General features: G+C 43.5%; 28 protein-coding genes and 2 pseudogenes. 8 read left to right on the plus strand and 22 right to left on the minus strand.

The genetic code is table 11. The features are described from left to right. Positions 1–21 precede the first annotated feature (21 nt). The 4 genes and pseudogenes from PG766_RS00130 to PG766_RS00145 form a co-directional block, all read left to right on the plus strand. Entirely contained in the window at positions 22–327 is a 306-nt protein-coding gene (locus tag PG766_RS00130) for a hypothetical protein (RefSeq protein WP_270590224.1), read from the plus strand. A 4-nt stretch (positions 328–331) separates the two neighbouring features. Further along, a complete protein-coding gene (locus PG766_RS00135; RefSeq protein ID WP_270590226.1) occupies positions 332–625 on the plus strand; it encodes a phage holin family protein in 294 nt (97 codons plus the stop codon). Positions 626–685: 60 nt separating this feature from the next. Next, positions 686–1,741: a GH25 family lysozyme gene (locus tag PG766_RS00140; protein ID WP_270590227.1), complete on the plus strand. Its 1,056-nt coding sequence runs from the start codon at positions 686–688 to the stop codon at positions 1,739–1,741. Positions 1,742–1,778: 37 nt separating this feature from the next. Continuing rightward, positions 1,779–2,039: pseudogene (locus PG766_RS00145) on the plus strand (manganese catalase family protein); the annotation flags it as partial. A gap of 84 nt (positions 2,040–2,123) precedes the next feature. On the opposite strand, the gene PG766_RS00150 reads toward PG766_RS00145, so the two are convergent. The 4 genes from PG766_RS00150 to PG766_RS00165 all read right to left on the minus strand — a co-directional run bounded on the left by PG766_RS00150 (position 2,124) and on the right by PG766_RS00165 (position 5,077). Further along, entirely contained in the window at positions 2,124–3,695 is a 1,572-nt protein-coding gene (locus tag PG766_RS00150) for a recombinase family protein (RefSeq protein ID WP_270590228.1), read from the minus strand. A 78-nt stretch (positions 3,696–3,773) separates the two neighbouring features. Then, on the minus strand, positions 3,774–3,917 hold the full coding sequence (locus tag PG766_RS00155) for a hypothetical protein (protein ID WP_005427045.1): 144 nt from the start codon (positions 3,915–3,917) through the stop codon (positions 3,774–3,776). A gap of 501 nt (positions 3,918–4,418) precedes the next feature. After that, positions 4,419–4,658 carry a helix-turn-helix domain-containing protein gene (locus tag PG766_RS00160; RefSeq protein ID WP_009255079.1) on the minus strand — a complete coding sequence of 80 codons (240 nt, stop codon included), beginning with the start codon at positions 4,656–4,658 and terminating at the stop codon, positions 4,419–4,421. After that, positions 4,655–5,077 (minus strand): RNA polymerase sigma factor, encoded by a 423-nt coding sequence (locus PG766_RS00165; RefSeq protein WP_022615780.1) that lies wholly within the window; start codon positions 5,075–5,077, stop codon positions 4,655–4,657. The genes PG766_RS00160 and PG766_RS00165 overlap by 4 nt, the downstream gene beginning before the upstream one ends. A 593-nt stretch (positions 5,078–5,670) precedes the next feature. Between PG766_RS00165 and PG766_RS00170 the strand changes: the two genes are divergently transcribed. Then, a complete protein-coding gene (locus tag PG766_RS00170) occupies positions 5,671–6,027 on the plus strand; it encodes a helix-turn-helix domain-containing protein (RefSeq protein WP_103900081.1) in 357 nt (118 codons plus the stop codon). Positions 6,028–6,113: 86 nt separating this feature from the next. On the opposite strand, the gene PG766_RS00175 is transcribed toward PG766_RS00170, so the two are convergent. The 4 genes from PG766_RS00175 to PG766_RS00190 all read right to left on the minus strand — a co-directional run bounded on the left by PG766_RS00175 (position 6,114) and on the right by PG766_RS00190 (position 8,936). Further along, on the minus strand, positions 6,114–6,287 hold the full coding sequence (locus tag PG766_RS00175) for a cysteine-rich KTR domain-containing protein (protein ID WP_055058897.1): 174 nt from the start codon (positions 6,285–6,287) through the stop codon (positions 6,114–6,116). Further along, complete coding sequence (locus PG766_RS00180; protein ID WP_055058896.1) at positions 6,284–7,051, minus strand: MerR family transcriptional regulator; 768 nt, start codon at positions 7,049–7,051, stop codon at positions 6,284–6,286. Before PG766_RS00180 ends, PG766_RS00175 begins: the two co-directional genes overlap by 4 nt. Next, on the minus strand, positions 7,044–7,955 hold the full coding sequence (locus PG766_RS00185; protein ID WP_074133956.1) for a DUF2268 domain-containing protein: 912 nt from the start codon (positions 7,953–7,955) through the stop codon (positions 7,044–7,046). Before PG766_RS00185 ends, PG766_RS00180 begins: the two co-directional genes overlap by 8 nt. 285 nt (positions 7,956–8,240) lie before the next feature. Next, on the minus strand, positions 8,241–8,936 hold the full coding sequence (locus PG766_RS00190) for a conjugal transfer protein (protein ID WP_118263308.1): 696 nt from the start codon (positions 8,934–8,936) through the stop codon (positions 8,241–8,243). A 179-nt stretch (positions 8,937–9,115) separates the two neighbouring features. Here PG766_RS00190 and PG766_RS00195 point away from each other — a divergent pair, with 179 nt between their 5' ends. Next, positions 9,116–9,676: a TetR/AcrR family transcriptional regulator gene (locus tag PG766_RS00195; protein WP_103900079.1), complete on the plus strand. Its 561-nt coding sequence runs from the start codon at positions 9,116–9,118 to the stop codon at positions 9,674–9,676. A gap of 74 nt (positions 9,677–9,750) precedes the next feature. Here the strand turns inward: PG766_RS00195 and PG766_RS00200 are convergent, their stop codons facing one another. The 13 genes from PG766_RS00200 to PG766_RS00260 all read right to left on the minus strand — a co-directional run bounded on the left by PG766_RS00200 (position 9,751) and on the right by PG766_RS00260 (position 22,092). Beyond that, complete coding sequence (locus PG766_RS00200) at positions 9,751–10,659, minus strand: conjugal transfer protein (RefSeq protein WP_103900078.1); 909 nt, start codon at positions 10,657–10,659, stop codon at positions 9,751–9,753. Between the two features lie 16 nt (positions 10,660–10,675). Then, positions 10,676–11,680: a bifunctional lytic transglycosylase/C40 family peptidase gene (locus PG766_RS00205; RefSeq protein WP_011861916.1), complete on the minus strand. Its 1,005-nt coding sequence runs from the start codon at positions 11,678–11,680 to the stop codon at positions 10,676–10,678. After that, positions 11,677–14,007, minus strand: a complete 2,331-nt coding sequence (locus tag PG766_RS00210; protein ID WP_215634007.1) for a CD3337/EF1877 family mobilome membrane protein — start codon at positions 14,005–14,007, stop codon at positions 11,677–11,679. The genes PG766_RS00205 and PG766_RS00210 overlap by 4 nt, the downstream gene beginning before the upstream one ends. Then, positions 14,007–16,457 (minus strand): ATP-binding protein, encoded by a 2,451-nt coding sequence (locus PG766_RS00215; RefSeq protein ID WP_118263305.1) that lies wholly within the window; start codon positions 16,455–16,457, stop codon positions 14,007–14,009. The genes PG766_RS00210 and PG766_RS00215 overlap by 1 nt, the downstream gene beginning before the upstream one ends. After that, complete coding sequence (locus PG766_RS00220; RefSeq protein WP_005427021.1) at positions 16,441–16,833, minus strand: conjugal transfer protein; 393 nt, start codon at positions 16,831–16,833, stop codon at positions 16,441–16,443. Before PG766_RS00220 ends, PG766_RS00215 begins: the two co-directional genes overlap by 17 nt. Positions 16,834–16,923: 90 nt before the next feature. Then, positions 16,924–17,412 carry an antirestriction protein ArdA gene (locus PG766_RS00225; protein ID WP_370764339.1) on the minus strand — a complete coding sequence of 163 codons (489 nt, stop codon included), beginning with the start codon at positions 17,410–17,412 and terminating at the stop codon, positions 16,924–16,926. Positions 17,413–17,437: 25 nt separating this feature from the next. Further along, positions 17,438–17,932, minus strand: a complete 495-nt coding sequence (locus PG766_RS00230; RefSeq protein WP_103900082.1) for an antirestriction protein ArdA — start codon at positions 17,930–17,932, stop codon at positions 17,438–17,440. Positions 17,933–18,061: 129 nt separating this feature from the next. Next, on the minus strand, positions 18,062–18,283 hold the full coding sequence (locus PG766_RS00235; RefSeq protein ID WP_002570387.1) for a hypothetical protein: 222 nt from the start codon (positions 18,281–18,283) through the stop codon (positions 18,062–18,064). Between the two features lie 51 nt (positions 18,284–18,334). Further along, positions 18,335–19,558 (minus strand): MobT family relaxase, encoded by a 1,224-nt coding sequence (gene mobT, locus PG766_RS00240; protein WP_270590341.1) that lies wholly within the window; start codon positions 19,556–19,558, stop codon positions 18,335–18,337. Between the two features lie 151 nt (positions 19,559–19,709). After that, complete coding sequence (locus tag PG766_RS00245) at positions 19,710–21,107, minus strand: FtsK/SpoIIIE domain-containing protein (RefSeq protein ID WP_103900072.1); 1,398 nt, start codon at positions 21,105–21,107, stop codon at positions 19,710–19,712. Positions 21,108–21,130: 23 nt separating this feature from the next. Then, positions 21,131–21,376, minus strand: a complete 246-nt coding sequence (locus PG766_RS00250) for a hypothetical protein (protein ID WP_103900071.1) — start codon at positions 21,374–21,376, stop codon at positions 21,131–21,133. Positions 21,377–21,378: 2 nt separating this feature from the next. Next, positions 21,379–21,756 (minus strand): YdcP family protein, encoded by a 378-nt coding sequence (locus tag PG766_RS00255; protein ID WP_118263303.1) that lies wholly within the window; start codon positions 21,754–21,756, stop codon positions 21,379–21,381. 21 nt (positions 21,757–21,777) lie between these two features. Further along, positions 21,778–22,092: a YdcP family protein gene (locus tag PG766_RS00260; protein ID WP_002578441.1), complete on the minus strand. Its 315-nt coding sequence runs from the start codon at positions 22,090–22,092 to the stop codon at positions 21,778–21,780. A 237-nt stretch (positions 22,093–22,329) separates the two neighbouring features. On the opposite strand from PG766_RS00260, the pseudogene PG766_RS17015 reads away from it, so the two are divergent. Further along, positions 22,330–22,545, plus strand: a pseudogene (locus PG766_RS17015) (manganese catalase family protein); the annotation flags it as partial. Positions 22,546–22,721: 176 nt separating this feature from the next. On the opposite strand, the gene PG766_RS00270 reads toward PG766_RS17015, so the two are convergent. After that, positions 22,722–23,057, minus strand: a complete 336-nt coding sequence (locus PG766_RS00270) for a sporulation initiation factor Spo0A C-terminal domain-containing protein (protein ID WP_270590229.1) — start codon at positions 23,055–23,057, stop codon at positions 22,722–22,724. A 203-nt stretch (positions 23,058–23,260) separates the two neighbouring features. Between PG766_RS00270 and PG766_RS00275 the strand changes: the two genes are divergently transcribed. After that, positions 23,261–24,250, plus strand: coding sequence for a leucine-rich repeat protein (locus PG766_RS00275; protein ID WP_117823971.1), 990 nt, complete (start codon positions 23,261–23,263; stop codon positions 24,248–24,250). Positions 24,251–24,262 lie beyond the last annotated feature (12 nt).

The following is a 24,262-nucleotide window of genomic DNA, read 5'->3' on the forward strand; positions in this document are numbered from 1 at the left end:
TAAGAAAGAGAGACAGATGTAGTGAAAGAATTTTTGATGCAGACATATACGCTGATTCTTCCTATTGCGCTAGGTTATATCATCTGGCTATTGAAGAACCAGAAGCATTACAGAGATGCAAACAGCAAGGGAACGATGATTCTCTTAAAAGTAAAACTGTTTGAGTACCATGATAAATATATGGAACTTGGTTCTATCCCACCTTACGCATTTGAAAATTTTTGTGATATGTACGAATCGTATCACGAATTAGGCGGGAACGGAACTGGAACAAAGATGTATGAAGAGATTAAAGACCTTCATCTAAACAAGAAAAAAGGAGATTGATATTATGGAACAGATTATGAATTATGTAAAACCAGAATTGGTTGTAGTTGCAATTGTACTATACTTTGTTGGAATCGGTTTAAAAAATACCGAAAAAATAACAGACAAGTATATTCCAGCAATACTCGGTGTTGTTGGAATTACTATCTGCGGTATCTACGTGGTAGCAACTTGCGACCTTAAAGGCACACAAAATATTGCAATGGCTATTTTTACGGCAATTGTACAGGGAATTTTAGTGGCTGGACTTAGTAATTATGTGAACCAGTTGATTAAGCAGATGAATAAGGACGAATAGACACATACAGACGAAGCTATTTGTTTTACCACCAAAAGTTAGCGGTAGAAAGGAAAAGTTATGGCATTAAACGGAATTGACATCAGTAGCTGGCAGAGTGGGATTAACCTTGCGGTTGTACCATGTGATTTTGTGGTGATCAAGGCGACAGAGGGGATAAATTATGTAAATCCGGATTATATGAGAGCCTATGAGCAGGCGAAAGCTGCCGGAAAATGCCTTGGAATCTACCATTATGCCAACGGCGGAAACATTCAGGCGGAAGCGGATTACTTTTTAGGAAATGTTGGCAATCGTCTTGGAGAAGCAATGCTTGTCCTGGACTGGGAAACAGGAAACAACAGCTCCTTTGGTAACTGCGATTACGCCTGGTGCAAGTCTTGGCTAGATTATGCATACAGTAAGACCGGTGTGCATCCGATCTTATATTGTTCACAGTCGATCAGCTACAAATTCGATAACATAGGTAACTATGGCTTGTGGATCGCACAGTATGCGGATGACGATCCAACTGGTTATCAGGATGTTCCTTGGAATGAGGGAGAGTACACCTGTGCGATCCGGCAGTATACATCTTGCGGAAGGCTATCAGGGTATGCAGGCAACCTCGATCTGGATAAATTCTACGGAAGCAAAGAGGATTGGGGCAAGTACGCTGTAAGCGATAAGACGAACGTAGTTGTTCCAGAACAACCAGAGACGCCAAAACCGGCAACAGCATCTCCGGAAGGATCTATATTAGATCTGGCGTACAAGACAATGCTCGGAGAGTTTGGCAATGGCGAAGACCGGATTCGGAATCTTGGAACCCGCTACGAAGAGGTGCAGAATCTTATCAATCACATCTGGGCGACGAGCACAAGCAATCTGGCGCAGGAAGTATTATCTGGACGATACGGTAACGGGGATGTCCGCAAGACGGTCCTTGGTAGTCGGTATTTAGCAGTACAGGATCAGGTTAATGTCGGAAGTGCGCAGTATTATACCGTGCAGAATGGAGATACTCTTTCCAACATTGCCAGCAAATACGGCACAACCTACCAGAAGATTGCACAGCTCAACGGCATGTCCAACCCGAATCTGATTTATGTAGGGCAGAAACTTAGGATAAAATAATAAGCTGTCAATTCATAAGAAGATGTGTTAATATCCTATTATAAATAAGGAAGAAAAATACTTCCATCTTGTATGTGCAAACGAACTTGCCCACATGGAAATGATATGTGCCATTGTTTACCAGCTTACCAAGGATTTATCTCCGGAGGAAATTAAGGCTTCTGGTTTTGATAAATATTATGTGGACCACACACTTGCACTTTGGCCGCAGGCAGCCAGTGGAACACCGTGGACAGCAACTTATTTTCAGTCCAAGGGTGACCCAATTACAGATTTACATGAAGATATGGCTGCGGATGGTGCAACTGCATAAGTGCAACATAGAAGTGTTAAGTAGAAGTTCTATATAATCTGGTGTGCCAGACACCAGATTTTACAGAACTTAGAAATTCCAATGTATTTCAATCGGGACATTTCTTGTCCCTGGAATCCGTTTTCCTACTAATATATAATCAATTAGAGTTTCAACGGTTTCTCTGTCTAAATGTTCAAGATTTGTGTATTGCTCAATAAGCTGGCGGCGATTATCGCCTGTCTGGATTTTTCTCTCAATTACATCAAGCTGTTTTTGCGTTTCAATCACCAGCTTTTCAAGCCGTTCTCTGTCATTTGTGAAGTCTTTTGACAAATTCAGGAAATCATTTTCGGAAAGAATCCCTTTTACTTTATCAAGATAAAGTTCTCTGATTACCTTTGCGTCTTCTTCAATCTTTTTTTGATAAGTAGCAAGTTGTGTTTCTAAAGCAGTTTTTTTCTCCTTTACGTTGGAGTGAAATTCCACGTTCTGTTCCAATTCATCTTTATCAAGATATTCTTGTGATAACTTGTTCAGTTCAGAAATAACTGCCTGCTCCAACTTCTTCACAGAAATAAATGAGCCTATGCAAGCGTCCTTTGCAACATGGCGATTTGAACATTGTAAATAATGTCTTCCATCTGTCTGCTTATTAGAACGCATGGTATAGCCACAGCTCATGCAGCGAGCTTTTCTGGCAAACAGCCCTATGGTTCCTACTGTAAATGGTTTTGCTTTTTCAGCTACCATAGATTGTACTCTATCCCAAAGTTCACGGTCAATAATCGGTTCGTGTGTTCCCTCTACTCTGTACCATTCCTCTTTAGGTCTGGGCTTATTTTGTTTTGTCTTATACGAAACACTGCCGTATTTTCCTTGAACCATATTTCCGATATAAATTTCATTTGTCAGCATATCGGAAATAGCAAAATATTTCCATAAGGTACTATTTTTTCTGGTAGGCTGCTTATAGCGTAAACCATGAAGCCGTTTATATTCCGTAGGGTTTGGAATCCCACGGTCATTCAGCATACGGGCAATCGCTGTTTTGCCATATCCCTGTGAAAATAAAGTAAAAACTTCTCTGACAACAGCAGCAGCTTCTTCGTCAATAATCAGGTGTCCCTTTTGTTCGGGGTCTTTTTTATAACCATAAAGAGCAAATGCACCAATATGAAATCCATTCTTCCGGCGGTCAGTCAATACGCTGCGGATGTTTTCTGACATATCCTCTAAATACCACTCATTAACCAGACCATTGATTTGTCTTGATTTTTTGTTTCCTTTATTAGCGGTATCTGCATTATCTACAATACTGATAAAACGAATCCCCCAAATAGGAAACAATCCATGTATGTATTTTTCCACCAACTCTAACTCTCTGGTAAATCTGGATTGTGTTTTACAGAGGATAATATCAAATTTTCGGTGTTCAGCGTCATTTAACAGTTTGTTAAATTCTGGTCTTCGTCTATCTGAACCAGTATAATCGTCATCACTGTATATATTGTAGACTTCCCAACCTTGTTCCAATACATATTGAATCAGCATGGATTTTTGATTTTGAATACTGTTACTATCATCAGTTTCATGTTGTTTGTTTCTATCTTCTTCTGATAAGCGGCAATAAATAGCAACTTTTGACTTTGTGTTCATCATATTTTATCTCCCTTAAAGAGAAGATAAAACAAACATTCCACCTACACTTATTATACCGTGTTGAGAAATGTTTGTCTATCATTTTACAGGTAATACCTGTCCTTTGGATTTTTCTAATTGATTGATGAGTTCTATCCATTTCTGATTGAACTCTTTTTTTAATGCCGACTTATCTTCACACTTAAATACATTTTTGCAGGAAATTTCTGCTTCTTTTGGCATAATTCCACCTCACAGTCTTTACTATGTTTACAGACTATGCAAAAATGCTTGTTCATTATGAAAGAATCATCCTTAGCAAACCGAACAGCTTCCGCTAAAGCTCATGGGAATCTCACCCCTGCATGGTTCTCATCCAGCCGTACCCTTTGCCAGCGGTGCTACATCATCACACGGACTAAGGCTGTACGGAAGTATCATTATCACGATAGAAAGGTCATGGCGGCAGCTATTGCGGTAAGCTGCTTATGGAACGCTGGCAGGAATCGCTATCCGGTTTCATCCCTCCTTTGGTGGGTTACGGCGTGCCAGCCCAACGGCTCTCTTTCTATCGAAACGTATTCGGCTGCTTTATGCTGCGTTGATTAGACGCTTTCTTTTTCAAGGAACAATCTGGCTTTGTCAGCCTGTTAAAATGCACTGGTGATAATGCACTTTAATAGACTGGCAAGCTCTGTCTGGGAAGCATGGGCTTGTCCATGCTTCCACAGGAGAGCGTTATTTTTACTTTGGTTCCCTGATTTCAAAAGATAAAATCTTTGCAATCAGACGTGTTTCCATCCGGCGGCGTAGGGTTTCATCTACAACCATGTGGGTATTGCCATATTCGTCTTTCATGGGACGCATGGAACGGCTGGCAATAAAACCGCTGTAATGGCGTACAATCTGGTTGACTGCTTCAATATCGCCGTCCGCAGCCCTGACAATCACAGGAAACGGAATCATAGGGTGCTTTGCTGTCATGCTTCTTCCTCCATAAATTTTTTGATAAATTCCAGTCCGGCGTGTCTTCTTCTCTGGATGGTAGAACGGTTGACTTCCAGAATTTTTGAAATTTCCGTATCGTCAAATCCGAGGAAATAATATCTCAGGATAACGTCACGTTTCTTTCCATCCAGATTTTCTAATGCTTCTGCTAATAGGCTGTTTTCAATGCGGACAGTAAATCCATCCATTTCAAAAGTATGGAAATGGGAGGGATAGGTGTCTTCGGAAGAAAACAGATTGACGGTGTAATCGTCCATATCACAGAACAGGGTTTCCCGTTTACACTGTCTGGACAACGCTTTGAGATAGTCTTTGCGTTCATCCTCCATAGCGACTTTACAGATATAATCAAACTGGTTCTCTATGGTTGTCTGAAATTCAGATGGCTTCATCATTGCTCACCCCCTTTCCAGCCTTGAAAGGGAGCGAGTTGATAGGAATTTCTGCTTCTTTCCCCCTTTTCGCTCTTAGTCCCGACAGGACAGGGGGTGCAGTTGCGTTTTGAGAAGAAAAATTTAAAAACTTTTTCTTCCAACTAAAAAAGCACGCAAACAGACGATATTTCTGCTTGTGTGCTTCGATAGTTCTTACTATGTATTGTAAAAAACCATATTGCAGGTCAGACTTTTCTAGCGTAGGTGGATGGCTTTTTTTAACGGTTTACCGAATGTAGATATATTTAAGAAAATATTTTGCATAGCGGCTTCCTCCTGTAAGCCGCTGTCTGTATAAAGTAGTAGACTTTAAAAATCATCTATATTTCATGCAAAAAAAGACGGCGGCTTTTGTTAAACCGTCGTCTGGAAAAGATGATGTGATTTTGACGCAGGGAAAGTATGCTGCCAAATAACGGTTTTTTTTATTTCCGTTTCGGCAGCATAGTTTTATCTTTGATACGCATAATAGGAACTGTACAACTATGTAATACGTTTTTCTATACCTGTCGCTATTACAACAGGAACAGTAAAATGTACAGAGGTGGTGTATTATGCGTAAAAAAGAAGATAAATATGATTTCAGGGCGTTTGGGCTTGCCATAAAAGAAGCCCGCAAAAAACAGGGTTTGACCCGTGAACAGGTGGGAGCAATGATTGAAATTGACCCACGCTATTTAACCAATATTGAGAATAAAGGGCAGCACCCAAGTTTACAGGTGCTGTACGACCTTGTATCTCTGCTGAATGTATCAGTGGATGAGTTCTTTTTATCCTCTGATAGTCTGGCAAAAAGCAGCAGACGAAGACAGCTTGAAAGCAAAATTGACAATTTTACAGACGCAGACCTTGTTATCATGGAAAGCGTTGCAGATGGTATTGTCAAATACAAGGAAATGGAAGATAAATAACTTCTATTGCCTGCAAGAATAAGATTGAAATTAAAATGAGCCGATAGTCTATAAGCTATATAGCTTATAAATTATCGGCTCTGCGTCTAGGCGTCTGGCTCTTTGATAATTTCTATTTTGAAGTTATTTACGCATATCAAACTTTCTTTTTTACATTTTGGACAATACAACGGAAAGTTTTTTAGCTGTGTATCTTTTCGTATTTTAATCCTTGTTTTATTGTTGCATATAGGACAAATAACCCACTCCATCATATTCATTCTGAACCTCTGCAAAAAATTTGTATTGCTTCATTAAAAAAAGCTGCAAGATTTCCACTACTAAATCTATTTATAAAAGTGGTAAATCTTTCATCTGTAATATAGAGAACTCCCAAATTAGATAAAATTTGTTTATTACATTCATAAAAGTGTTCAGAAATATATTGTTGCCATTCATGTACTATTGCTTGTACTTCTGAACTTTCCGCAGGACTATTTTCATACATAGCTAGTTTTTCAAAAATATTGCGAGCCATTGAATAAAAAGATTCTATTTCTTTCTCTTGTATTTGCTTTGAATGGGAAGAAAACATAGTCTTGTATTCTCTGAAACTTTCAGTATTTCCCCATTGTTCTAATACTTCTTCTTGAAATTGCGATTGTAACTCAAGTATTTTTGCATTTGAAAATGCAGAAAATTTAATTTCTTTATTTCCGTTGATTGTGTCTTTTACAAGTGAAATCAAAGCTTCTATTCGTTCTTTCTGAGCTTCCAAAATCAGTACATGACGCTCTAATGCTTCTGAACGAACATAATGAGGTGAATCCAGCAGTTCCTTAATTTCTTTTAGGGCGAATCCAACTTCTCTAAAAAACAAAATTTCCTGAAGCCTAGTTAAATCGTCGTCTGTATACTGACGGTATTTTGCTTCGGTTATAATAGATGGTTTTAATAAACCAATTTCATCATAATAATGTAGTGTTCGAGCAGTAATACCTGTTAATTTAGCAACTTCATGGACTGTTTTAGCTTTTTCATTCATTCCAGAAATCCTCCGTAGCATTTAAAATTTCTTTTGCAGGTAATAGAGTTGCTTCGACAATGTTTTTTCCAGTCTTTTGCAAGTAGTGTTTAATCAAGTGATAGCCACACGCATATCCGGAACAATAGGGTAATCCGACCTGAGGATAGTTTTGTAATGCTGCCATTTCATCACCATAAAGGTATGCATTCAGATTTTCTAATCCTTGAACATTTAAACCGTCCCGAATAATAGGCTTAATATATTCATTTAAGGTTTCTATATCAGTTTTTGTTACCCAAGGACCTGCTTTATCTTCACCATACAGAAATGTTGCAAAGTTTTCTGCCAATCCCTCATTGACTATCATTTCACCAAGAGTGATGTCATTCTTCCATTTAATAAATTGAAATCGTACGTTGTGATTAGTTTCATGTGCTAATGCTACATGAAGATGTGATAAAGTGTATTCATTAGGTAGTAACCAAGAAAAAATATATCCTGGAATACCACCATCACCACAGTAACCATCATTTAAAATAATGTAAGGATTTTTAGCATTTGCAAGTAAAATTGTAAACGCATATTCTTTAATGGGTAGATTAACACCGTGTTCAACAAAGCAATTCAACGACTGCTGAATGGATAACTCACATTTTTCCCAGAGTGTATTATCAGAAATTAGCTTAATATTATTTTGTTGCTTTTGGTCAACAGCGGTTGGGGCGATATGTCCAAGCATTTCGCTTGCCATAATTACATCATATCCATTAGGCGTTAGAGCTTTCATAGGAACACTATAACAAGCCCACTTTTTTTCAAAAGGCTTCATAAGTTCATATCTATAAATGTCATTTTTTTTGTCTAACGGTGCATTCATAATTTTTGAATAAACTTTGTCAGAACGGATAGCGGATATTTTCATAATTCTAGTTCCTCCTTTTGGTTTTATCATATACTATGACGTAACGTTAAAGTCAATAGGCAAATTAAAAATTATCACAGATGTATGGTAAATAATTAAATGTCTTAGTAGACAAAGGAAATAGAGGTTAAACAACATAAATTAACTTGATTGTCGAAGTAGAAATTGTTGTTTGAAATATTGATGGAAAAGTAAATAAAAATTGCAATAGGCAGATGGTATTGTCAAATCTAAGGAAGTGGGGGAAATGTAAATCCTCCACTTTTGCTTATAATTGCAGTGATATTAGAATTGATACTCTGCAATATTTTTGAAATCATTGTTCAACACATAATATACCTTATTTTTAGTAACGGAATATACAAAAGAAACTCTGGTTGCCCAAAGTCCTTCCTGACGTACTGACCTAAGTACATCAAAGGCGTTGGAAATAGAGAAGTTTTCTCCATATCCTTGCAGTAAATCCTTTGCCTTTTCATATCTGTTATCCCCAGATAAAACATATGGATTAGTCAATTCTGGTTTTAAAATGGAGTAATTTGTTATTAAGGAATATTTTTCTTTTTCCAAACGATACCCAATCCCCGGTTCAATAATGAGAACACGCCCAGTTCTATCTGAAAACATAGCCTGCATAGTAGTGTCAGGAGCATAAGTAATTTTCTTTTTTTTCACTATTTCCAATGAATCATCAAAAGAGAGGTTGCCTTTTATAAAATTTTCTGTCAAATCAGCTATTGTATAGCATGATTCATTACCGCAAAATTGTGCATTGTCATTTCCATGTACATACAACAATGTGCCAACATTCCCATTTCTATTGATTCCGTGAAAAGAGTGATACTTATTATCGGACATTTTTATCCCTAAAAAAAAACGGTCTTTTTCAGCAATTACGGTATGTTCCCATTCAGAAAGGTCAATATCAAAATTGAACCCAACAATGGTTTCTTTCCCATTATACACAAATCTTGTACACATATTTGTAGTTCCTTTCATAAACTAATTATAGTAGTATTAAAACTAATTATATTAGTAATATTAAATATTATAAGACAATTTGTCAATATAAAAGTTCTTTTTTTCTAACCTAATTATTGACTTCGCTAATTTAATTACTTAAAATGAGGTAAATGATGTGAAGAAAGAGGAAAATGAATATGCGAGTTACAAGAGCCGAAGTTATAAAAACAGCGTCTGATATGGCTGATAGAAATGGACTTCATAATGTTTCTTTGAAAGCTATTGCTGAAAATTTAGGGATTCGTACCCCCTCCTTATATAATCATATAGGAAGTTTGGATGAACTTCTTAGGGAGATAGCACATAGTGGTATGCGTACTATGAATGAAAAAATGATTCGTGCAGCAATCGGTAAGACAGGGGATTCAGCGTTAAAATTAGTGGCAGTTGAATATCTTAATTATATGATTGAACATCCCGGTGTGTATGAAATAATTCAATGGGCTAGTTGGAATGGAACAGAGGAAACAGCAATCATTTTTAATGATTATCTATCTTTACTTAAAACACTTATTTGCTCATGTGGCTTTAATCCAGATAAGACCACTGAAATTTTGAGCATGGTAACAGGTATGCTTCATGGTTATACAACATTACAATTAAGATATGCCTTTTCAAATCCTGATAAAGTAAGAAAAGAATTATCCGAAGCAATTGATACACTACTGCTGGGAGCTAATCAAAAATATAAAGATTAAACGAAAATTTCTTTTAAATACTTTGTAAGAGAAACGTGCAAATCTCCAAATGAGAAATGCACGTTTCTCTATAACTATTTCACAATTTTCCAGTTTTCCCCGTTCTTTTCCAGCACAAGGTAAAACTGCGATACCTGTGTTGTCATGGTCTGGTTATCCAGATATTTTACTGCAAGGGAAGCTGTCACCTGATTTCCGTTTCGGTTGTAGACAGGATTTACCAGTTCCGAGAAGATATATTCTTTCCCCACAGGGTTCAGCACGCCCTCATTCACATAATAGGTCAGCTCCTTTGCGGTTGCCGTAGGGTACAGCTTGAAAAAGGTAGTGAGAAATTCGTTGATTTCCTCCGTGGTGATGGAATCCACCGTACCGTCACTTTGTACCGCTTTTGGAGTGTAGCCGGATTTTACGGGAACGCTGGTAATGGTTGGGTTCTGGATAATCGTCAGGTTCCCAGAACTGTCCACATAGACGGTCACCTGATAGGCGGAACGGACGGTTTTACTGGATTCTCCCTCTGTGATACGCTGTTCCACCGTATAGGTTACTTGATAATGCTGCTCCTTTTCTTCTGTGATTTCCCATATCTGGAAGTCGGTGAGGGCAGACGATACGGGGATGTCCTTTCGGACAGTATCTACATTCACGGCTTGCAGTTCTCCGGTGAGATACCCTTTTAAAGCGTTTGTCCGGTTATCAATGGAAGCGGCAGACTGTTCCCATGAATAGTAGACTTCTGCGAAATTCTCCACAAAGTTTTCTATCTTGTGAGTGTCGAGGATGGTTTCCTCAATCACTTTGGTTTCATGGACAGTATGAATGTCTATCGCCGTGAAATTCTTATAGACGGCAAACAGGAAGCTCATTGCCAGCAGCACCCACAGGGCAATCACGGTTTTTTTGTGGGTATTGACTTTGTAAACTTTCAGTTTCTTTTCTTTCTGCTTTTTCTGGTTATCCTCTTTTCTAATCTGAATCATATCGGTTCATCCTTTCTTATTGTTTGATTCGTCCGGCTCCGGCAAGGTGCTGTTGCCAGTAGGAGCCTGTCAGGTCTGCGTAACCAATGGGATTTCCGGCATGGTACATCCGGTTATTTCCCACATACAGCCCCACATGGGTGATGTAGGTTCCGGCGTTGTAGGTGGAGTGGAAAAAGACCAAATCCCCTGCTTTTGCTTCGGACAGGGGGATGTGCTGCGTCACATTGTACTGTTCCTGTGCTGTCCGTGGCAGGGCGATTCCTGCCTTGCCATAGCACCACTGCACCAGTCCCGAACAGTCAAAGGAAGTGGAGGGGGAATCGCCCCCATACACATATGTCCATCCCTCATACTTTAAGGCTTCCTCCATGATAGCCTGTACCGTTTCATCATCAAACTGTGCCACGGTCAGGTATTGCGATACCAAGAGGACATAGAACATATTTCCATAGGAATACCGCCAGCCCCCGTTTTTCTCTACCGCAACAGGGTTGGTGTAGGTGACTTTCTTTCCGCCGGATTTGTCCCTTGCGAAGCTTTCTGCCAGTTCAAAGGTGTATTTTTTTCCGTGTCCTGCCACATAGTCTAGGAAACCGCCGCCGTAATTATAGGATTGAATCACGCTGTTTAAGTCACAGCCCTTTGTTTCTGCCGCTGCGAGCAGTTCCGAGAAATACTTGCAGCCCTGTTTGATGGATTCCTCTGTACTAAGGGAGTTCGGGGGAAGCCCCAGAGATTCCGAGGACTGCATAACGTCTTCCAGCGTGCCGCCGGATTCCACCTGAATGATGGCGAGCAGCACATTTAAGTATTCCTCTATGCCATATTCCCTTGCATACTTTTCCAGCATAGGCTTATGGGCGAGGACTTCCTGTGATACGCTCACGCCCCCATAGATAAGGTTTCCGCCGCTTCCGCCGTCTTCCTCATCCGAGAAGACAATCACCACCAAAAGGAGCAGGGAGAACATCATCACGAACACGCCGGAACAGGCAAAGAAAAGGTGTCTTAACTTCATGGTTTCTCCCCTTTCTTTTGTTTGGCAGCCGCTGTTACCGTTTTTGTCCACTCCTTTCTGGCGGTGGTACGCCGGATGGTAAAGTTCGATTCTTTTACCGCAGGGGCAGCCCGTTTTCTTTCCGGTATCACAGGAGCCGTATTTGCCTTTTGTCTTTCCTCTGGTTTGTCTGGGGAAGCCGGAGGGAGTATCTGGCGTTCTGTCCTTGCAGACGGTATCTGTTCATGGTGGATGGAAGCTGCCTTTACTACCGGAACCGAAGCCCGTTCTGCCACAGTTCCCCCATAAGGAACCTGTCCCCGTTCCCTGATGGATGGGGAAACCGGCTGCATGGCTGGTTTTCCTGTATGAGTGGTATCTGCATGATGTCGGAAATCTTCCGGCTGCTTTGCAGTAACAGGGCGTTCATGGACGGGAGCCGCCCCTTTGGGGGATTCGGAAGCTGTCTGTTGCGGCTGTTTTGCCTGTTCCAGTTCCGCCCTGCGTTCTGCAATGGTCTGTCTGCGGCTTTCTGCCTGTGCGTTCCGCTGTTCGGCTCTGGCAGTTCGGGTCTGGGTCACGCTGGAAGTAAAATCCCGTACTCCCTCTGATACCTGTGTTTTCCCGTGGTAAAGGGCGTACTTTGCATTGACAGGCAAATCCTTTGCCTGCTCCCGAAGCTGTCCGGCAGTATCGGCTATCTTATCTTTGGTATCTGCCACCGCACCCACAGCAGAGCCAGCCCGTTTCCATGCAGATTCCTTTTCTGGTGCTGCCCGTCCGTTTGGTCGGGTGTGGTCTGCCTGTGTATTTTTGGAAGTACCGGAGTTGGAAGCATTTCTCTGGTCTGGGCTAGCTTGTTTCCCTGCGTGGTATGCAGCCGTTCCAGCCCCAAGAGCTGCCACAGAACGCCCTAACTTATGCTGTAAACGGTGCATATGGGCGTGCATGAGCATACGGGGTCTTCGCATGATACGGCTCCCCATACTTTGGGAATCGCCGCTCTGTAAGGAGAACATCCCCATCAAATCCCCCAGCTTAAAATAAATTCCGGCAAAGGTCACTATCTGCAAGAACGCCGTCAGGAAGAACGGATATTCCCCAGACAGGTTGTAGAGCATGGTGGAAATGCTGAACGCTACCGTGATAATCAGGGTGATTCCGGCTCTGGTAAGGATGGTATTGAACAGTTTTGTAATGGCACGTTTGGACATCCCCTCAAAAGAGGGAACCATGCTAAGGAGGAAGCTCACAGGCAGGAACATGGCGTAGATGATAAAAAGCACCTGTGAAAAAATCATTATCCCCGTGAGCAGGAATACAAAAACGGAGATACCGATATTGAACATGAACAGGAAGAAGACGGTTCCCAAGCGGTTGATGGTCTTTGTGATGGTAAGGTTGGTATTTTCCCTGTCTTCGATTTCCTCCACCACGATTTCTTCCCTGTCCTGCCCGTTGTTTTCGTCTGGACTGGTTGAGAGCAGGTGTTCCACACGGTCAGCCCCAATACTTTCCACATCCGAGTTGCCGTATTGCAGCAGGAGCCACGGCTGTTTGACCTGAATGGAAAACAGGCTGTCCCGTATCAAATCCACACTGTCTTTTCCCTGGCTTTCCGAGTTTGGCAGCACAATCTTTGTGCCAAGGGTCAGGCTGGCATTGCTGATGTCTGCGGAAAATTCATTGATTTTCCCGATATAATCAGGAGCATAGGCGATAAAGGCAGCGGACAGCACGAACACCACCACGAAATTCACAACGGCATGGATGGCTTTTGTGGTTTCCCGTTTGATAAGCCCTGTGTAGGCAACGTAAATCCCCACCACCAGAATGAGAATCAGCAGGAACCCGATATAAAATCCCTCCGAGGACAAGCCGCCTGTGGTAACGCCTGCCAAGGTCTGCATATTTTTCCCAATGGAATCCGCCGTAGAGGAAATGAAGTCCAACGAGTAGGCTTCCTGAATCAGATACCCTGTGGCGTTGGAAAGGTACAGGCTGATTGTCCAGATAAAATTTGTGATGGCATACAGCCCGTACATCACCTGTTTTCCGATACCGTCCAGCCAGTTCCACGGGAGCCAGTCCCATCCGCTGTCCACATAAAAATCAAGCTGGTAGTTGTCCAGAGGGTATTTGCTGTATTCGTTGGCAGCGTCCACCGTATCATCCACCAGTCCGGCAGCGTGGGCGGCTGTGCCGAAGACTGCAAGCAACAGGAGGATGAGCAGGAGTGCCAGAAGCACCCTGCCAATCAATTTTCCTGCTATTTTCCAAGACAAGCCCTTTTTTGCTGAATAGGGAACAGGGAGTTGCTGCCCGTTGGAAGTTCTATGTATCACCATCAATCCACCTCTTTTCTCATGGGCGGTCTGGTATCAAAGGCATGGAACAGGTCTTCAAAGATAGGATGGAACTGTATCACTCCCACACGCCCGTACAAATCACTGATAAGGCACTGCCCGTTTTCCAAGTCACGGAGCCGCTTCTGGTTGTTTTCATCTTCGGAATCCACCCCAAAAAAGGCGAGGGTCTTCTTGATTTCGTTGATGTCTGTGGAACGGAACGCAAACTTCAAGCCCAGATTGTTTTTCAGCTTTTCATCCAGCAAATCGTCCGTGTTCTGGGTGACAAAGTAAACGCCTGCGTTCATGGCACGTCCGGCACGAACCAGCTTCATAGAGAGGGTCTTGCCCTGTGCCACCTGTAAGAAGCTCCATGCTTCATCCAAATCCACAATCTTAAACACGCTGCGGTCGGTGTGGATAAAGTCGAGGGCAAAGGTGCTGATTACAATGAGCATTGCCACGGAAAGCAGCTCCATTGTGGTGTATTCTTCAAACGAGGTTTCTTTATCCGGCAGCACCAAATCCGCCACCTGAATGATATTGAGCTGCTTTTCAAGGCTGATGGACTGTGTGACATCCCCATCCGAAAAGAGCAGGTGTGCAAAGTCATAGTCCGTAAAGGATTCGATATGGTCGGCTATGCTGGTGCTGATGGTGGTTCCCTCCGCCCGAAGTTCCTCAATCACTTTGAAAAGTCCCCGTTCCTCACTGTTTGTCACTGCACGGATGGCTTTCCGAAGAACAGGGAACTTTTCCCCGTCACGGCTGGAAATGCCGGTTAAAAAGGTCAGGATGTCGATTGCCAGTGATTCGGAATCCTTTGGGTTCTCCATAATCACATAGGGGTCAAGTAAGCCCCTGTTCTGTTCCTCTGAGGTCAGGTTTACGATATTGATTTCATGGGCGATTTCCGGCAGGGTTTCTTTCCAGCGTCCCCGTTCCGCTTTCGGGTCAACAATGAGAGCCTGTGCCCCAAATAGTACGGAATAATAGACAATCATGTTGTTGCTGAATGATTTTCCACCGCCGAGGGAGCCGACAAAAGCGGCAGCAAGGGCGTTGGTAACAGAGCCTTTTACCCCTTGACTGGCAAGGGCAGGTTTTAAGTACACATTTCTTCCTGTATCAAGGCTGTACCCGATATAAATACCCTCTGGTTCCCCCAACATCTGGGTTGCTCCGAAACCAAGACCAGCGAGGAAGTCACTGGTGACATACTGGATGTAATCGTTCAGATACCGTTTGCTGGCAGGGAGAAATTCCCCATGCAGCCCCAGCATATCCCCAAAGGGGCGAACCAGCTTCACGTTCAAATCGTCATAAAAATCTTTCACCTCATTGCAGCGGCGTTTCAGTTCTTCCAAGTCGGGAGCTGTCACACGCACCACATAGGACAGCTTATACATGGATTCCTTGCTCTGGTCTAAGGTGGATTCCAGCTCATTTACGCTGTCTAAAGCGTCCACCACGTTTGTACTGGTTTCACTGTCATTCTGCCATGCGTGGTTGTCCAAATCTTTCAGCTCTTTTTTCTTGTTCCGCACCGTGGAGAGGGCTTTCCGGTTTGTCACAATCTCCACATTCATAGAGGTATCAATGGGAAAAGTGAATTGCTGCTGCTGATAGTAAAAGATTTCCGAGGATGGGAAGTCCAGTTCCCCTACAATGCTGTTGATGGTAAAGTAGGCGGCATAAACTGTCCCGTCTTCCTGTTCGATTTTCAGATACCGCTGGTTTTCCTCTATCAGACAACGGGTGGGTTTGATGAGGTCATAGTATTTCACCAGCGTTTCCTCCTGAAACCGTTTCTTCGGAAGATAATACTCATAATCTTCGTAGGCGGTTCCGGTCTGCCCGTATAAATGCTCAATCAGATAGCCAAAATCGTCCTTGTTAAGCCGCCGGACTTTGAAGCGGCGTGAGATTTTACTTTCCAGCAGCTTTTCCATCTTCTGAAACCGCCAGATTTCTTCATTGCTCATGGAAACAAAATCCCCCATGAGTTTGTGGTTGACTTCATGGAGGAAATTGGAAACGGCGGTCTTTGCTTCCCTGCGGAACTGTTTCATGGTGACTTCCTGCTCATTGACAAGCAGCTTGAAGCCGATAAAAAAGCGATAGTCTACCTGATTTTCCCCTATCATGGAAATCAGGGCTTCGGTCTGTGCGTCAATCTTTGCACAGGCAACATCCTTTAACTTGCCCGTCACTTCCTGTTTGGAGCGTTCCTGTGCCGCCCGTATGCTGGATTCGGTGCTGATTTGCAGGGCATGAATCTTTCCGTCCCTGTTCTGGGCGATAAGCTGCCGGAACGAATCGTGTACCTGATATTTCTGTTCAGGGCTTAAAAAGGAATAGTTGTAGGGAAGCAGCTCATAGTAAGCGAAGCACTCCCCGTCATGGTTGAACACAAGGTTATTTTCGATATATTTAATCGGATATGCCATAAATATCACTCCTTACTGCCGTGATGGGCTGTGCCGGATATTCCTTTTCCAGCTTCACGGGCTTTCCTGCATAGGTCAGTTTCGGGCGTACCAGATATGCCAGTACGGATTTCAGGAAGCCGTAAGGCTTCTTCCCGTCAAAGGTCTTCTGGCACATGAACCAAGTGAGGGCAAAGGGTACGCCGAAGTATTTTAAAAATGCCCCGTCAATGAACGAAAGGGGAGGGAGGTTCCCCAAGAGCATAACTGCAAACACCGATACCACGAACCACGCCATCTGTGTGAACGTGATGGGGAATGGCAGCTTAAAATCATTGATGGAATAGAGTACCTTTTCCACCGACCAGATACTGGTATAGCTTCGTATTTTTTTCATGTTGTCCGTCCTTTCTAAAAGATGGGGGCAGCCAAAGCCGCCCCTGAATAAAAAATCCGCCTGCATTTCCCAAAGGAGATACAGACGGGTCTACCGTAAGATTTCATATACGCCGTGGTTCGTGACAACAAAGGTTCCCTCCAATTCCATGTCACGCCCATAGGCGGCATAGTCGATATAGTTTTGTAAGTGTGCCGGAAGTTCCCCAAGCTGTCCGGTTTCTTCCAGATAGTAGCGAGCCACATCCGCCATATCGTCACAGCCGGAATGGCAGATAATATCGTCTTCATGCTCACAGAGTTCTTCGATACTGCCAAAGTAGGATTGCAGCTCTGATAGTTCCTCCTGAATATATTCCGGTAAGTCCTCCACCATTTCACACAGGCGGTTGACTTCCTCAATGGGGGTATATTCGTCAATCGCAAAGGGCAGCTCATAATCATGGATGGCATATTCCTCATATTCATCATTCAAGCCGATACGTTCCGTGACTTCCTCAAAATCCACAGGCGGCGTGAACCATGCCCCTACCAGTTCGCCCTCATTGTATTTTCCTAAGTTGGCAATGTAAATCCGCATTTCTTCCAAGTTCCTTCACCTCCTTTTAGCGGTAATAAAAGATACCATTGTCCGTAAACAGGTAGTTTTCGCTGGTTTCCAGCTCCCGACCAATGGCAGCGTAGTCGATATGGTTCATTAAGTCTGGGTGTATTTCTCCGAATACCTGAATCTCCTGCACCAGATAATGGGCGAGGGATTCTCCGTCCTGCACCGGATAGCAGCGTATCTGGTCTTTGTGGTCGATAAATTCCGTAAAGCTGGAAAACCACCGCTTTTGTACCACATCCATTTCATAATAGAGAGGCGTTCCCTGCATTTCCTGTACCATCCGGCAAAGGGCGTTGATTTCCCAGAGCCTTGTGTTGCCCTCCAATGGAAACGGCAGCTCATAGTCTTCAATTTCGATTTCTTCCTCACTCTGAACCCCAAGACGTTCCCTGATTTCTTCAAAATCCACGGGGCAGGAAAACCATGCCCCCGGATATTCCTCAAAATCCTCATGGTAAAACCTTGTGGTGTTCAGGATGTAGATTTTCATTTCCTCAATCAGTATCACGTCCTTTCTCTGTCAGGTTGTTTGGGGAGTTACGCTCCCCAAGCCCCTAGTGGACTTCCGCCATGAAGCAATCAGAGCTTGCTCCATAACGGAAGTGTAATATGTTTTTTCCTATGCACCGATAATCTTATTAAACAGTTCCAGTAAGATGTCCTTTACACCGTCCGCATTGAAGACCAGACCAACCGCTACAAGGGACACTACTAAAAAGCCGATAAGTTTGGAAAATTCCCTCTTAAATCCGAGGTACAGTCCAATCACCACGATTGCCAGCAGCACAAGGGACTGGGCGTTGGATAAAAACCAGTTGTAAAGATTCTGTCCGAAATTCATAAAAGCTCCTTTCTTTCCTGTAAGAGTTCTTAGGTTCCAAAATTGCCACCGTTAAAGCACCACCTCCTTTGCAGCGGCGGCTTGCTGCTTCAGGATTTTTTCGTGCTTCTCCGTCAGCTTTGCATGGGTGATGATGTCATGGACAATCTGGGTGTGGTTCATCTTATCCAGACGGAGAGCCAGCTTTAACGTGGGGGCTACCTGATGGGAGAGCCAGTGCAGGGTGCGTTCAAAGGAATAGGGTTCCGGTTTCGTTGTCAGTTTCAGACTTCCCCTGTGTTCCCCAATAAACCACGCCCATTCCTCATTGATACGCCAGTCAGAACGGGGCTTCGTATCGTCCCTGTCCACGAACCGGATATAGCGGTTGATGATTTGAAAAGCTGTCCGTTCTGGATTGTCATGTTCTAACAGGTCACGGATGGCGTAAAAGGCACGCTCATTTTTCAGCCGGATTTCAAAGCGGTTCTTTACCTCTGCGTCCGCAATGGGAATATCATGCTTTTTGTACTGCTCATAGTCCTTTTCGTAAATGCAGAAGTACACCTCACTTTGGAGGGAACCGATATACAGGGTGTTCCCCATACATTCTTTTTCCTCACGCCGTACCAGTTCGCCGCTGCGGTAGCTTTTGAAGCTGCGGAAGACCGAGATACATTCCTCATTCCGGCACTTCTCTGTCAGATGGGGAATGTTCAGGATTCCCGTTTTGTCATTGATAGCGAGGTCAAGCCGCTTCATCACGCCGTCCTCCATGAGAACGTCCATGAAAAATTCATACCAGCTCCGTTCCTGTGCCAGCAGATAGCTTTCAAACTGGCGGCAGCCACGCCCTTTCAGTTCCAGCAGCACCCCTTTTTCCAGTTCCGGCGATACCAAAACGAAAATATCCCCAAGATAGTAATGCTCCGTGTAAGAGTAGAAGCCGTAGTCTTCATGGATAAAGTAAGGCAGCTTTAGCCGCAGCACGTCTTCCACGATATGCTTCACATCTGTAGTGGGAAAGCGAATCCGCACATAGTCAAAGAGCATTTCAAGGGGAGCGTCTGGGTTAAAGCGTTCCAGAGCTTCCGTGATGGCTTCCTGTAATGCTTCGGATGGGTGAGCCTTGCCCGTTTCAATATCGCTCAGGTACGGACGGGTGATTCCGGCAGCTAGGGCAAGTTTCTGTTGTGAGATACCGTAACTTTCCCGTTTCTCTTTGATGTTCCGTACCCATGTTTCTTCATTCAGTGAAAATCCCTCCTGTCTAAAAAAGCGTATGTCAACTTTCAGAGCCTTGTTGACATACGCCGGATATGGGAAAATCCCTTGTGTACCGTGGGATTCTGCCCTGTTGTTTGGTTATTGCCTGTCGATTTGTACCCCTCTGTTAGATACGAGGGGTTCATGCTGGCGTGCCTTGCGGCACACCAGCCACAGCAGGTCAGTCCGTTTCTGCGGCTTTCGCTTCGCACGCCGCCTGCACTCCCTGCCTGCTGTCTATGAGCTTTTTTATTTCTTTGAGGAAATCGTGTCCTTTTGGCACAAGGGGCGTGTAAAACTCTGAGATAACACTGGTTCCCACATCCACATAGCCACGCCCTTTTATCTGCTTTAGGAAGAAATCCTTTGTGGTTTCCCCGAACATCATTCCATAGCCCATTTCCGACATCCGCCCCAGAGCCACACGGAAATTGAACTGGTCACGGATTCCGTCCCCCAGATACTTTGCGTCCGGACGCTGGCAGGCGAGAATCAGGAAGAAGCCAGCCTGCCGCCCAAGCATAACGATTTGTTTTAATTTGTTGAGGACAGCGGCATTTTCTTTTGTGCCGAGCATTTCCATAAATGCCACATATTCATCAAAGATAAGGAAATTTGCCGGAAGCCCCAAGTAAGCGTAGTTTTCCCCTGTCCGGTAATTCTCCATGAGCTTCATGTCTTCGCTGCGTTTCATCATTTCTTCATAGAAACGGTCAATGCAGGCGAGCATATCTTCCTTTTTGTAGTACACATCCGGCATAACCGCCTGTAAATCTGCAAGGTCGGCGTTCTTCGGGTCTAATACGAACAGGACGGCGTTGGTGCGGAGCAGGGCTTCAATGAGGGTCAGGATAAAGTAGGTCTTTCCGCCGCCGGTTCCTCCGGCAATGAGCATATGGGGGAGCTTGTCATACTCCCACCAGACATTTTCCATAAGCCGGAGCCTGCCGTCCTTTGCCTGTACATCCTCAATGGAAATACGGTTGGCAATGGTATCATAAAGCAGGGTGTACTCCACATAGGAATCCTTTAATTCCTTATCCGTCAGCTCACAGTACAAGCCGCTTTCCAGCTTTTTCTCCAAGTGTAAGAGCTGCTCCTGATATTTCCCCAAGGTGATTTCCACACGGATATGGAGCAAGCCCTGTTTCATCCGGTAGTAGATTTTGGGAAAATAAGTGATGGTTTCTTTGGAACGGCTGGAAGACAAGTCCTTGAAAAAAGCGTCTTCCTTTCTCTGCTCCGATTCATACCACTTGTTTTCCAACACCATCCTTGCCAGCTTTTGGCGGTGGATGAGCTGCTTTACTTCGTCCCTGCGGTATCGCCAGAACAGAAGAACTGCTGTAAGACACACCAGCCCTGCCACGCCCATGCTGAATAACAGGTAAGGGATATTTATGTCCTGTGCTATCTGGGAAAGGGACACTTCCTGCCAGTTGGTTCCGGCAATCTGCCGGATATGAAACAGCAGGACAACCAGCAGGAAGACAGGGAACAGGGCGGCAAGGGCAGTATGGAACACAAGGTCTTTATCCGTGGGGCGGATACGTTTTCCACGGGGGAAAAGCTGTTTCATGGGAACAATCCTCCTTTCCGTGATTAAAAATAGCCCATATAAAGCAGCGAATATCCTTTCTTGTTGTCTTCCATATGGGCTTGAAATAAAAAAGTATAGCCGGACAACTCCCTGCACAGACATTCCGGCATATAAACTGCCAGATTTTCCGGCGGCTGATAATCTTCTAGGGCTTCGATAAGAAGCTGACCTGCCATCCAGCAGTATTCCGGCAGAGAAACCAGCCGGAAGTCCTGTTCGTATTCTTCATATCCAGTAATTGCGTCCATACTTATTTTTCTGTTGGCGGTTCTTTCTTTGGTGATTGCGGATTCATGGCAGCACCTTTTTTCAGAACAATATCATCAGCCTTGATGTACCAGTCCACCTCTGCTCCCTGAAAGGTAGCCGTTGCCACGGTATCTGCCACTGGATTGATAAGTTCCACCTCTGCGTTGTAATCGAACTCCTTTAATGGCACGCTGGCAGGGATAGAAACCTGAATCATACGCCCCTGTCCTCTGGATTTTAAGTCATAGGTACGCTCCTTGATTTCTTCTGATACCGAGCCGTCTTCATTCTGGAGGTGAACCTCACGGCGGAGGGCAGAATATTTCAATGCCCCGAATGTTGCTTCCTTGTCAATCACGATTCCGTTTGCTAATCTCATAGTCTGATGTCCTCCTTTTCCTTATGCTTTTACCATATCGTCAGCGTGCAAAATGTAGTTGGTAAAGCCCCTTGTGCCGATTTTATAGCCCTCTGCGGTGATACGGGGATTGACGAGCTTTACACGTTCTTCAAAGTCAAAATGTTTCTCTCCGGCTTCGGCAGGGAGGATAACCACAATATCATCCGCCCTCTGTACGTCTGAATAAAGGTTGAAGCTGCGAGAGAGTACCGCCATGCGTCCGTTGATTCTTCTCTGTTCTGTTTTGTCTTCTCCGGCAAACTCCAAGTTGCCGAATGTTTTTTCCATGTTGGGGATAACGAATTTTAATTCCATATAGATGTACCTGTCCTTTCTGAATGTTGTGTTTGATAGTTGTTTTTGGGTTCTGGTCTGGAAGCGGAGGGGAACGCTCCGGCGGTGGTGATTTCTTCGTGGTATCACGTCCTTTCTGGTTTTAGGGTAAAAAAATAGACGCTCATTTCTGAACGTCTGAATTGATACACTGGAAAGGCGGAATATCTGCTTTACCCTCTATATTTTTGTATATGTTGTACTTACAAGGTCGTGCCAGAACAGAAAGCCAGGACGACGTATGACAACATTTTAAGGCTTGTAAAAGACCCGGAAGTATGTGATCCAATTCGGTTTTTAAGAAAACGGGAAATTGTACATTACCAAAGATTTGGAGAAAGTTTAAGAATCGTTCAGGATAATCTGAACAGTAAGAACTTTTATGCAATCAATCCGGAGTTTGATAAGGATTCAAATTGTAGCTGTGGCAACTAAAACAGCGAGTATGGAAAAACGTCCCCAATTATAAAAATTATGTTATAAAAATCCGATTCGATAAACAAGGTGCAACCTCATAGGCTGCACCTTGTTTAATGCCGGCCTACTAATGTTATTCTGTGTATACCATGCTGATATGCGATAATGCATAAATTCTACGCAGTATCTTATAATTAACGAGGGGAATGATCCTGGATATAATCTGCCAGCATCGAAATAAATTCGGATGCGGTCGGTTTGTCAAATACAGGATAACCAAGCAGCGGGCTTAAAATTTTATTAGAATTCTGATTCCAATAACTGTTGATCATTGTGCGGATGGCGGCTTCAACGCACATGTTGGAAACGCCATACTGCTCGCCGACAACACAGTAGAGATTAGAGGTTACGTTCTTCATATAAAATTCCTGATCTTTGAGAACGAGAGCGACTGCTGAAACAAGATAGTTATAACCAGAGTAGGTGGAACGGAGACCGGCTTTTCTTAATACATGCCTGACGTCATACATAAGTACCTCCTTCAAATATTCATACCGACTATCTAACTATAGAATAAAGGAATTCTATAGATATGTAAATAATTTTGTTCATAACGATACATTTCGTGAAATTTCGATATATTGTGTGAAGTGGATAATGGAAAAATCTGCTTTTTTTTGCTATAATCCTTAATTGGATAGAACAGACAGAATCAATTTCAGGAGTGAAATTTATGAAGATACAATATCAGAAAATAGAAAACGGACTTGAAATTCTCAGGATCTGGCAGGATTCAGGAATCATAAAAGTACCGGAGCAGATAGAGGGAATTCCTGTCATCCGCATTGCTCCATATACATTTTCACTGCATAAAGATGAAGAAGAGAAAAATGCATCTGTTTATCAGACAGAGACAGATGAAGAAGATGATCGTTTTGCGCAGCCGGAAGAACTCTGCTGTGGTGGAATAGTAAGGGAGATCCATCTTCCGTCTACCGTACAGTCAATTGGAAATTATGCGTTTTATGGATGTATGAATCTGAAACTTTTCCATGGGACAGATGCAATCGTGCGGATGGGTAGCGGGGTATTTACCGGATGCCGTCTGGAGAAGGTGGAGATTGATTTTATGGATGGAAATAAGTCCTGTCTTAAGGAAATTCTGACGGAGATCCGGTATCAGATCATTGCAACACTGCGTTATCAGGGAACGGAGACAAAGATCCTGTTTCCGGAATATTACGCAGATGCGGTGGAAAATACGCCGGCGCGGATCGTGGAGACGCATTATTATGGTTCCGGTGGAGAGTACAGGGAGTGCTTTTACCGGCGGGAACTGGATTATGGAAAATACGACCGGCTGTTTGCACTTTCTGAAGCAAGAGATTCGGAAGAGGCAATTTTCAGTGTGGCTCTGACGCGTCTGCGATATCCGTGGAAGCTGGAAGATGCGGCGAAGCTGCGCTATGAAAATTATGTAAAGGCGCATATGGAAGAAATTGGAGAAAGCTGTATCCATGCGGTGAAAGAAAGACGCGAAATCGCCGCCGGAGATCCGCAGGAGGTTCTGCTTTTTTGCTGCAGAGAGCATTATTTTGATGAACAAGCGTTGGGAAAAACGATTACTTATGCGGCAGATGCAGGACAGACCGAGATTTCAGCTATTTTGATGGACGAGCGTTACCGTAGTTTTCCAAAAAAGAAGAAAAAGTTTGTATTGTAAAAGAAGGTGGAA

This window comes from Coprococcus sp. LG101-27 (assembly GCF_027695515.1).
In the GTDB taxonomy this organism is placed as follows: Bacteria; Bacillota; Clostridia; order Lachnospirales; family Lachnospiraceae; genus Allocoprococcus; species Allocoprococcus comes.

Coding starts and splice junctions, on each gene's coding strand:
- PG766_RS00135 (WP_270590226.1), top strand. CDS start 332: ATGGAACAGATTATGAATTATGTAAAACCAGAATTGGTTGTAGTTGCA.
- PG766_RS00140 (WP_270590227.1), top strand. CDS start 686: ATGGCATTAAACGGAATTGACATCAGTAGCTGGCAGAGTGGGATTAAC.
- PG766_RS00150 (WP_270590228.1), bottom strand. CDS start 3,695: ATGATGAACACAAAGTCAAAAGTTGCTATTTATTGCCGCTTATCAGAA.
- PG766_RS00155 (WP_005427045.1), bottom strand. CDS start 3,917: ATGCCAAAAGAAGCAGAAATTTCCTGCAAAAATGTATTTAAGTGTGAA.
- PG766_RS00160 (WP_009255079.1), bottom strand. CDS start 4,658: ATGACAGCAAAGCACCCTATGATTCCGTTTCCTGTGATTGTCAGGGCT.
- PG766_RS00165 (WP_022615780.1), bottom strand. CDS start 5,077: ATGATGAAGCCATCTGAATTTCAGACAACCATAGAGAACCAGTTTGAT.
- PG766_RS00170 (WP_103900081.1), top strand. CDS start 5,671: ATGCGTAAAAAAGAAGATAAATATGATTTCAGGGCGTTTGGGCTTGCC.
- PG766_RS00175 (WP_055058897.1), bottom strand. CDS start 6,287: ATGAATATGATGGAGTGGGTTATTTGTCCTATATGCAACAATAAAACA.
- PG766_RS00180 (WP_055058896.1), bottom strand. CDS start 7,051: ATGAATGAAAAAGCTAAAACAGTCCATGAAGTTGCTAAATTAACAGGT.
- PG766_RS00185 (WP_074133956.1), bottom strand. CDS start 7,955: ATGAAAATATCCGCTATCCGTTCTGACAAAGTTTATTCAAAAATTATG.
- PG766_RS00190 (WP_118263308.1), bottom strand. CDS start 8,936: ATGTGTACAAGATTTGTGTATAATGGGAAAGAAACCATTGTTGGGTTC.
- PG766_RS00195 (WP_103900079.1), top strand. CDS start 9,116: ATGCGAGTTACAAGAGCCGAAGTTATAAAAACAGCGTCTGATATGGCT.
- PG766_RS00200 (WP_103900078.1), bottom strand. CDS start 10,659: ATGATTCAGATTAGAAAAGAGGATAACCAGAAAAAGCAGAAAGAAAAG.
- PG766_RS00205 (WP_011861916.1), bottom strand. CDS start 11,680: ATGAAGTTAAGACACCTTTTCTTTGCCTGTTCCGGCGTGTTCGTGATG.
- PG766_RS00210 (WP_215634007.1), bottom strand. CDS start 14,007: ATGGTGATACATAGAACTTCCAACGGGCAGCAACTCCCTGTTCCCTAT.
- PG766_RS00215 (WP_118263305.1), bottom strand. CDS start 16,457: ATGGCATATCCGATTAAATATATCGAAAATAACCTTGTGTTCAACCAT.
- PG766_RS00220 (WP_005427021.1), bottom strand. CDS start 16,833: ATGAAAAAAATACGAAGCTATACCAGTATCTGGTCGGTGGAAAAGGTA.
- PG766_RS00225 (WP_370764339.1), bottom strand. CDS start 17,412: ATGCGGATTTACATTGCCAACTTAGGAAAATACAATGAGGGCGAACTG.
- PG766_RS00230 (WP_103900082.1), bottom strand. CDS start 17,932: ATGAAAATCTACATCCTGAACACCACAAGGTTTTACCATGAGGATTTT.
- PG766_RS00235 (WP_002570387.1), bottom strand. CDS start 18,283: ATGAATTTCGGACAGAATCTTTACAACTGGTTTTTATCCAACGCCCAG.
- PG766_RS00245 (WP_103900072.1), bottom strand. CDS start 21,107: ATGAAACAGCTTTTCCCCCGTGGAAAACGTATCCGCCCCACGGATAAA.
- PG766_RS00250 (WP_103900071.1), bottom strand. CDS start 21,376: ATGGACGCAATTACTGGATATGAAGAATACGAACAGGACTTCCGGCTG.
- PG766_RS00255 (WP_118263303.1), bottom strand. CDS start 21,756: ATGAGATTAGCAAACGGAATCGTGATTGACAAGGAAGCAACATTCGGG.
- PG766_RS00260 (WP_002578441.1), bottom strand. CDS start 22,092: ATGGAATTAAAATTCGTTATCCCCAACATGGAAAAAACATTCGGCAAC.
- PG766_RS00270 (WP_270590229.1), bottom strand. CDS start 23,057: ATGTATGACGTCAGGCATGTATTAAGAAAAGCCGGTCTCCGTTCCACC.
- PG766_RS00275 (WP_117823971.1), top strand. CDS start 23,261: ATGAAGATACAATATCAGAAAATAGAAAACGGACTTGAAATTCTCAGG.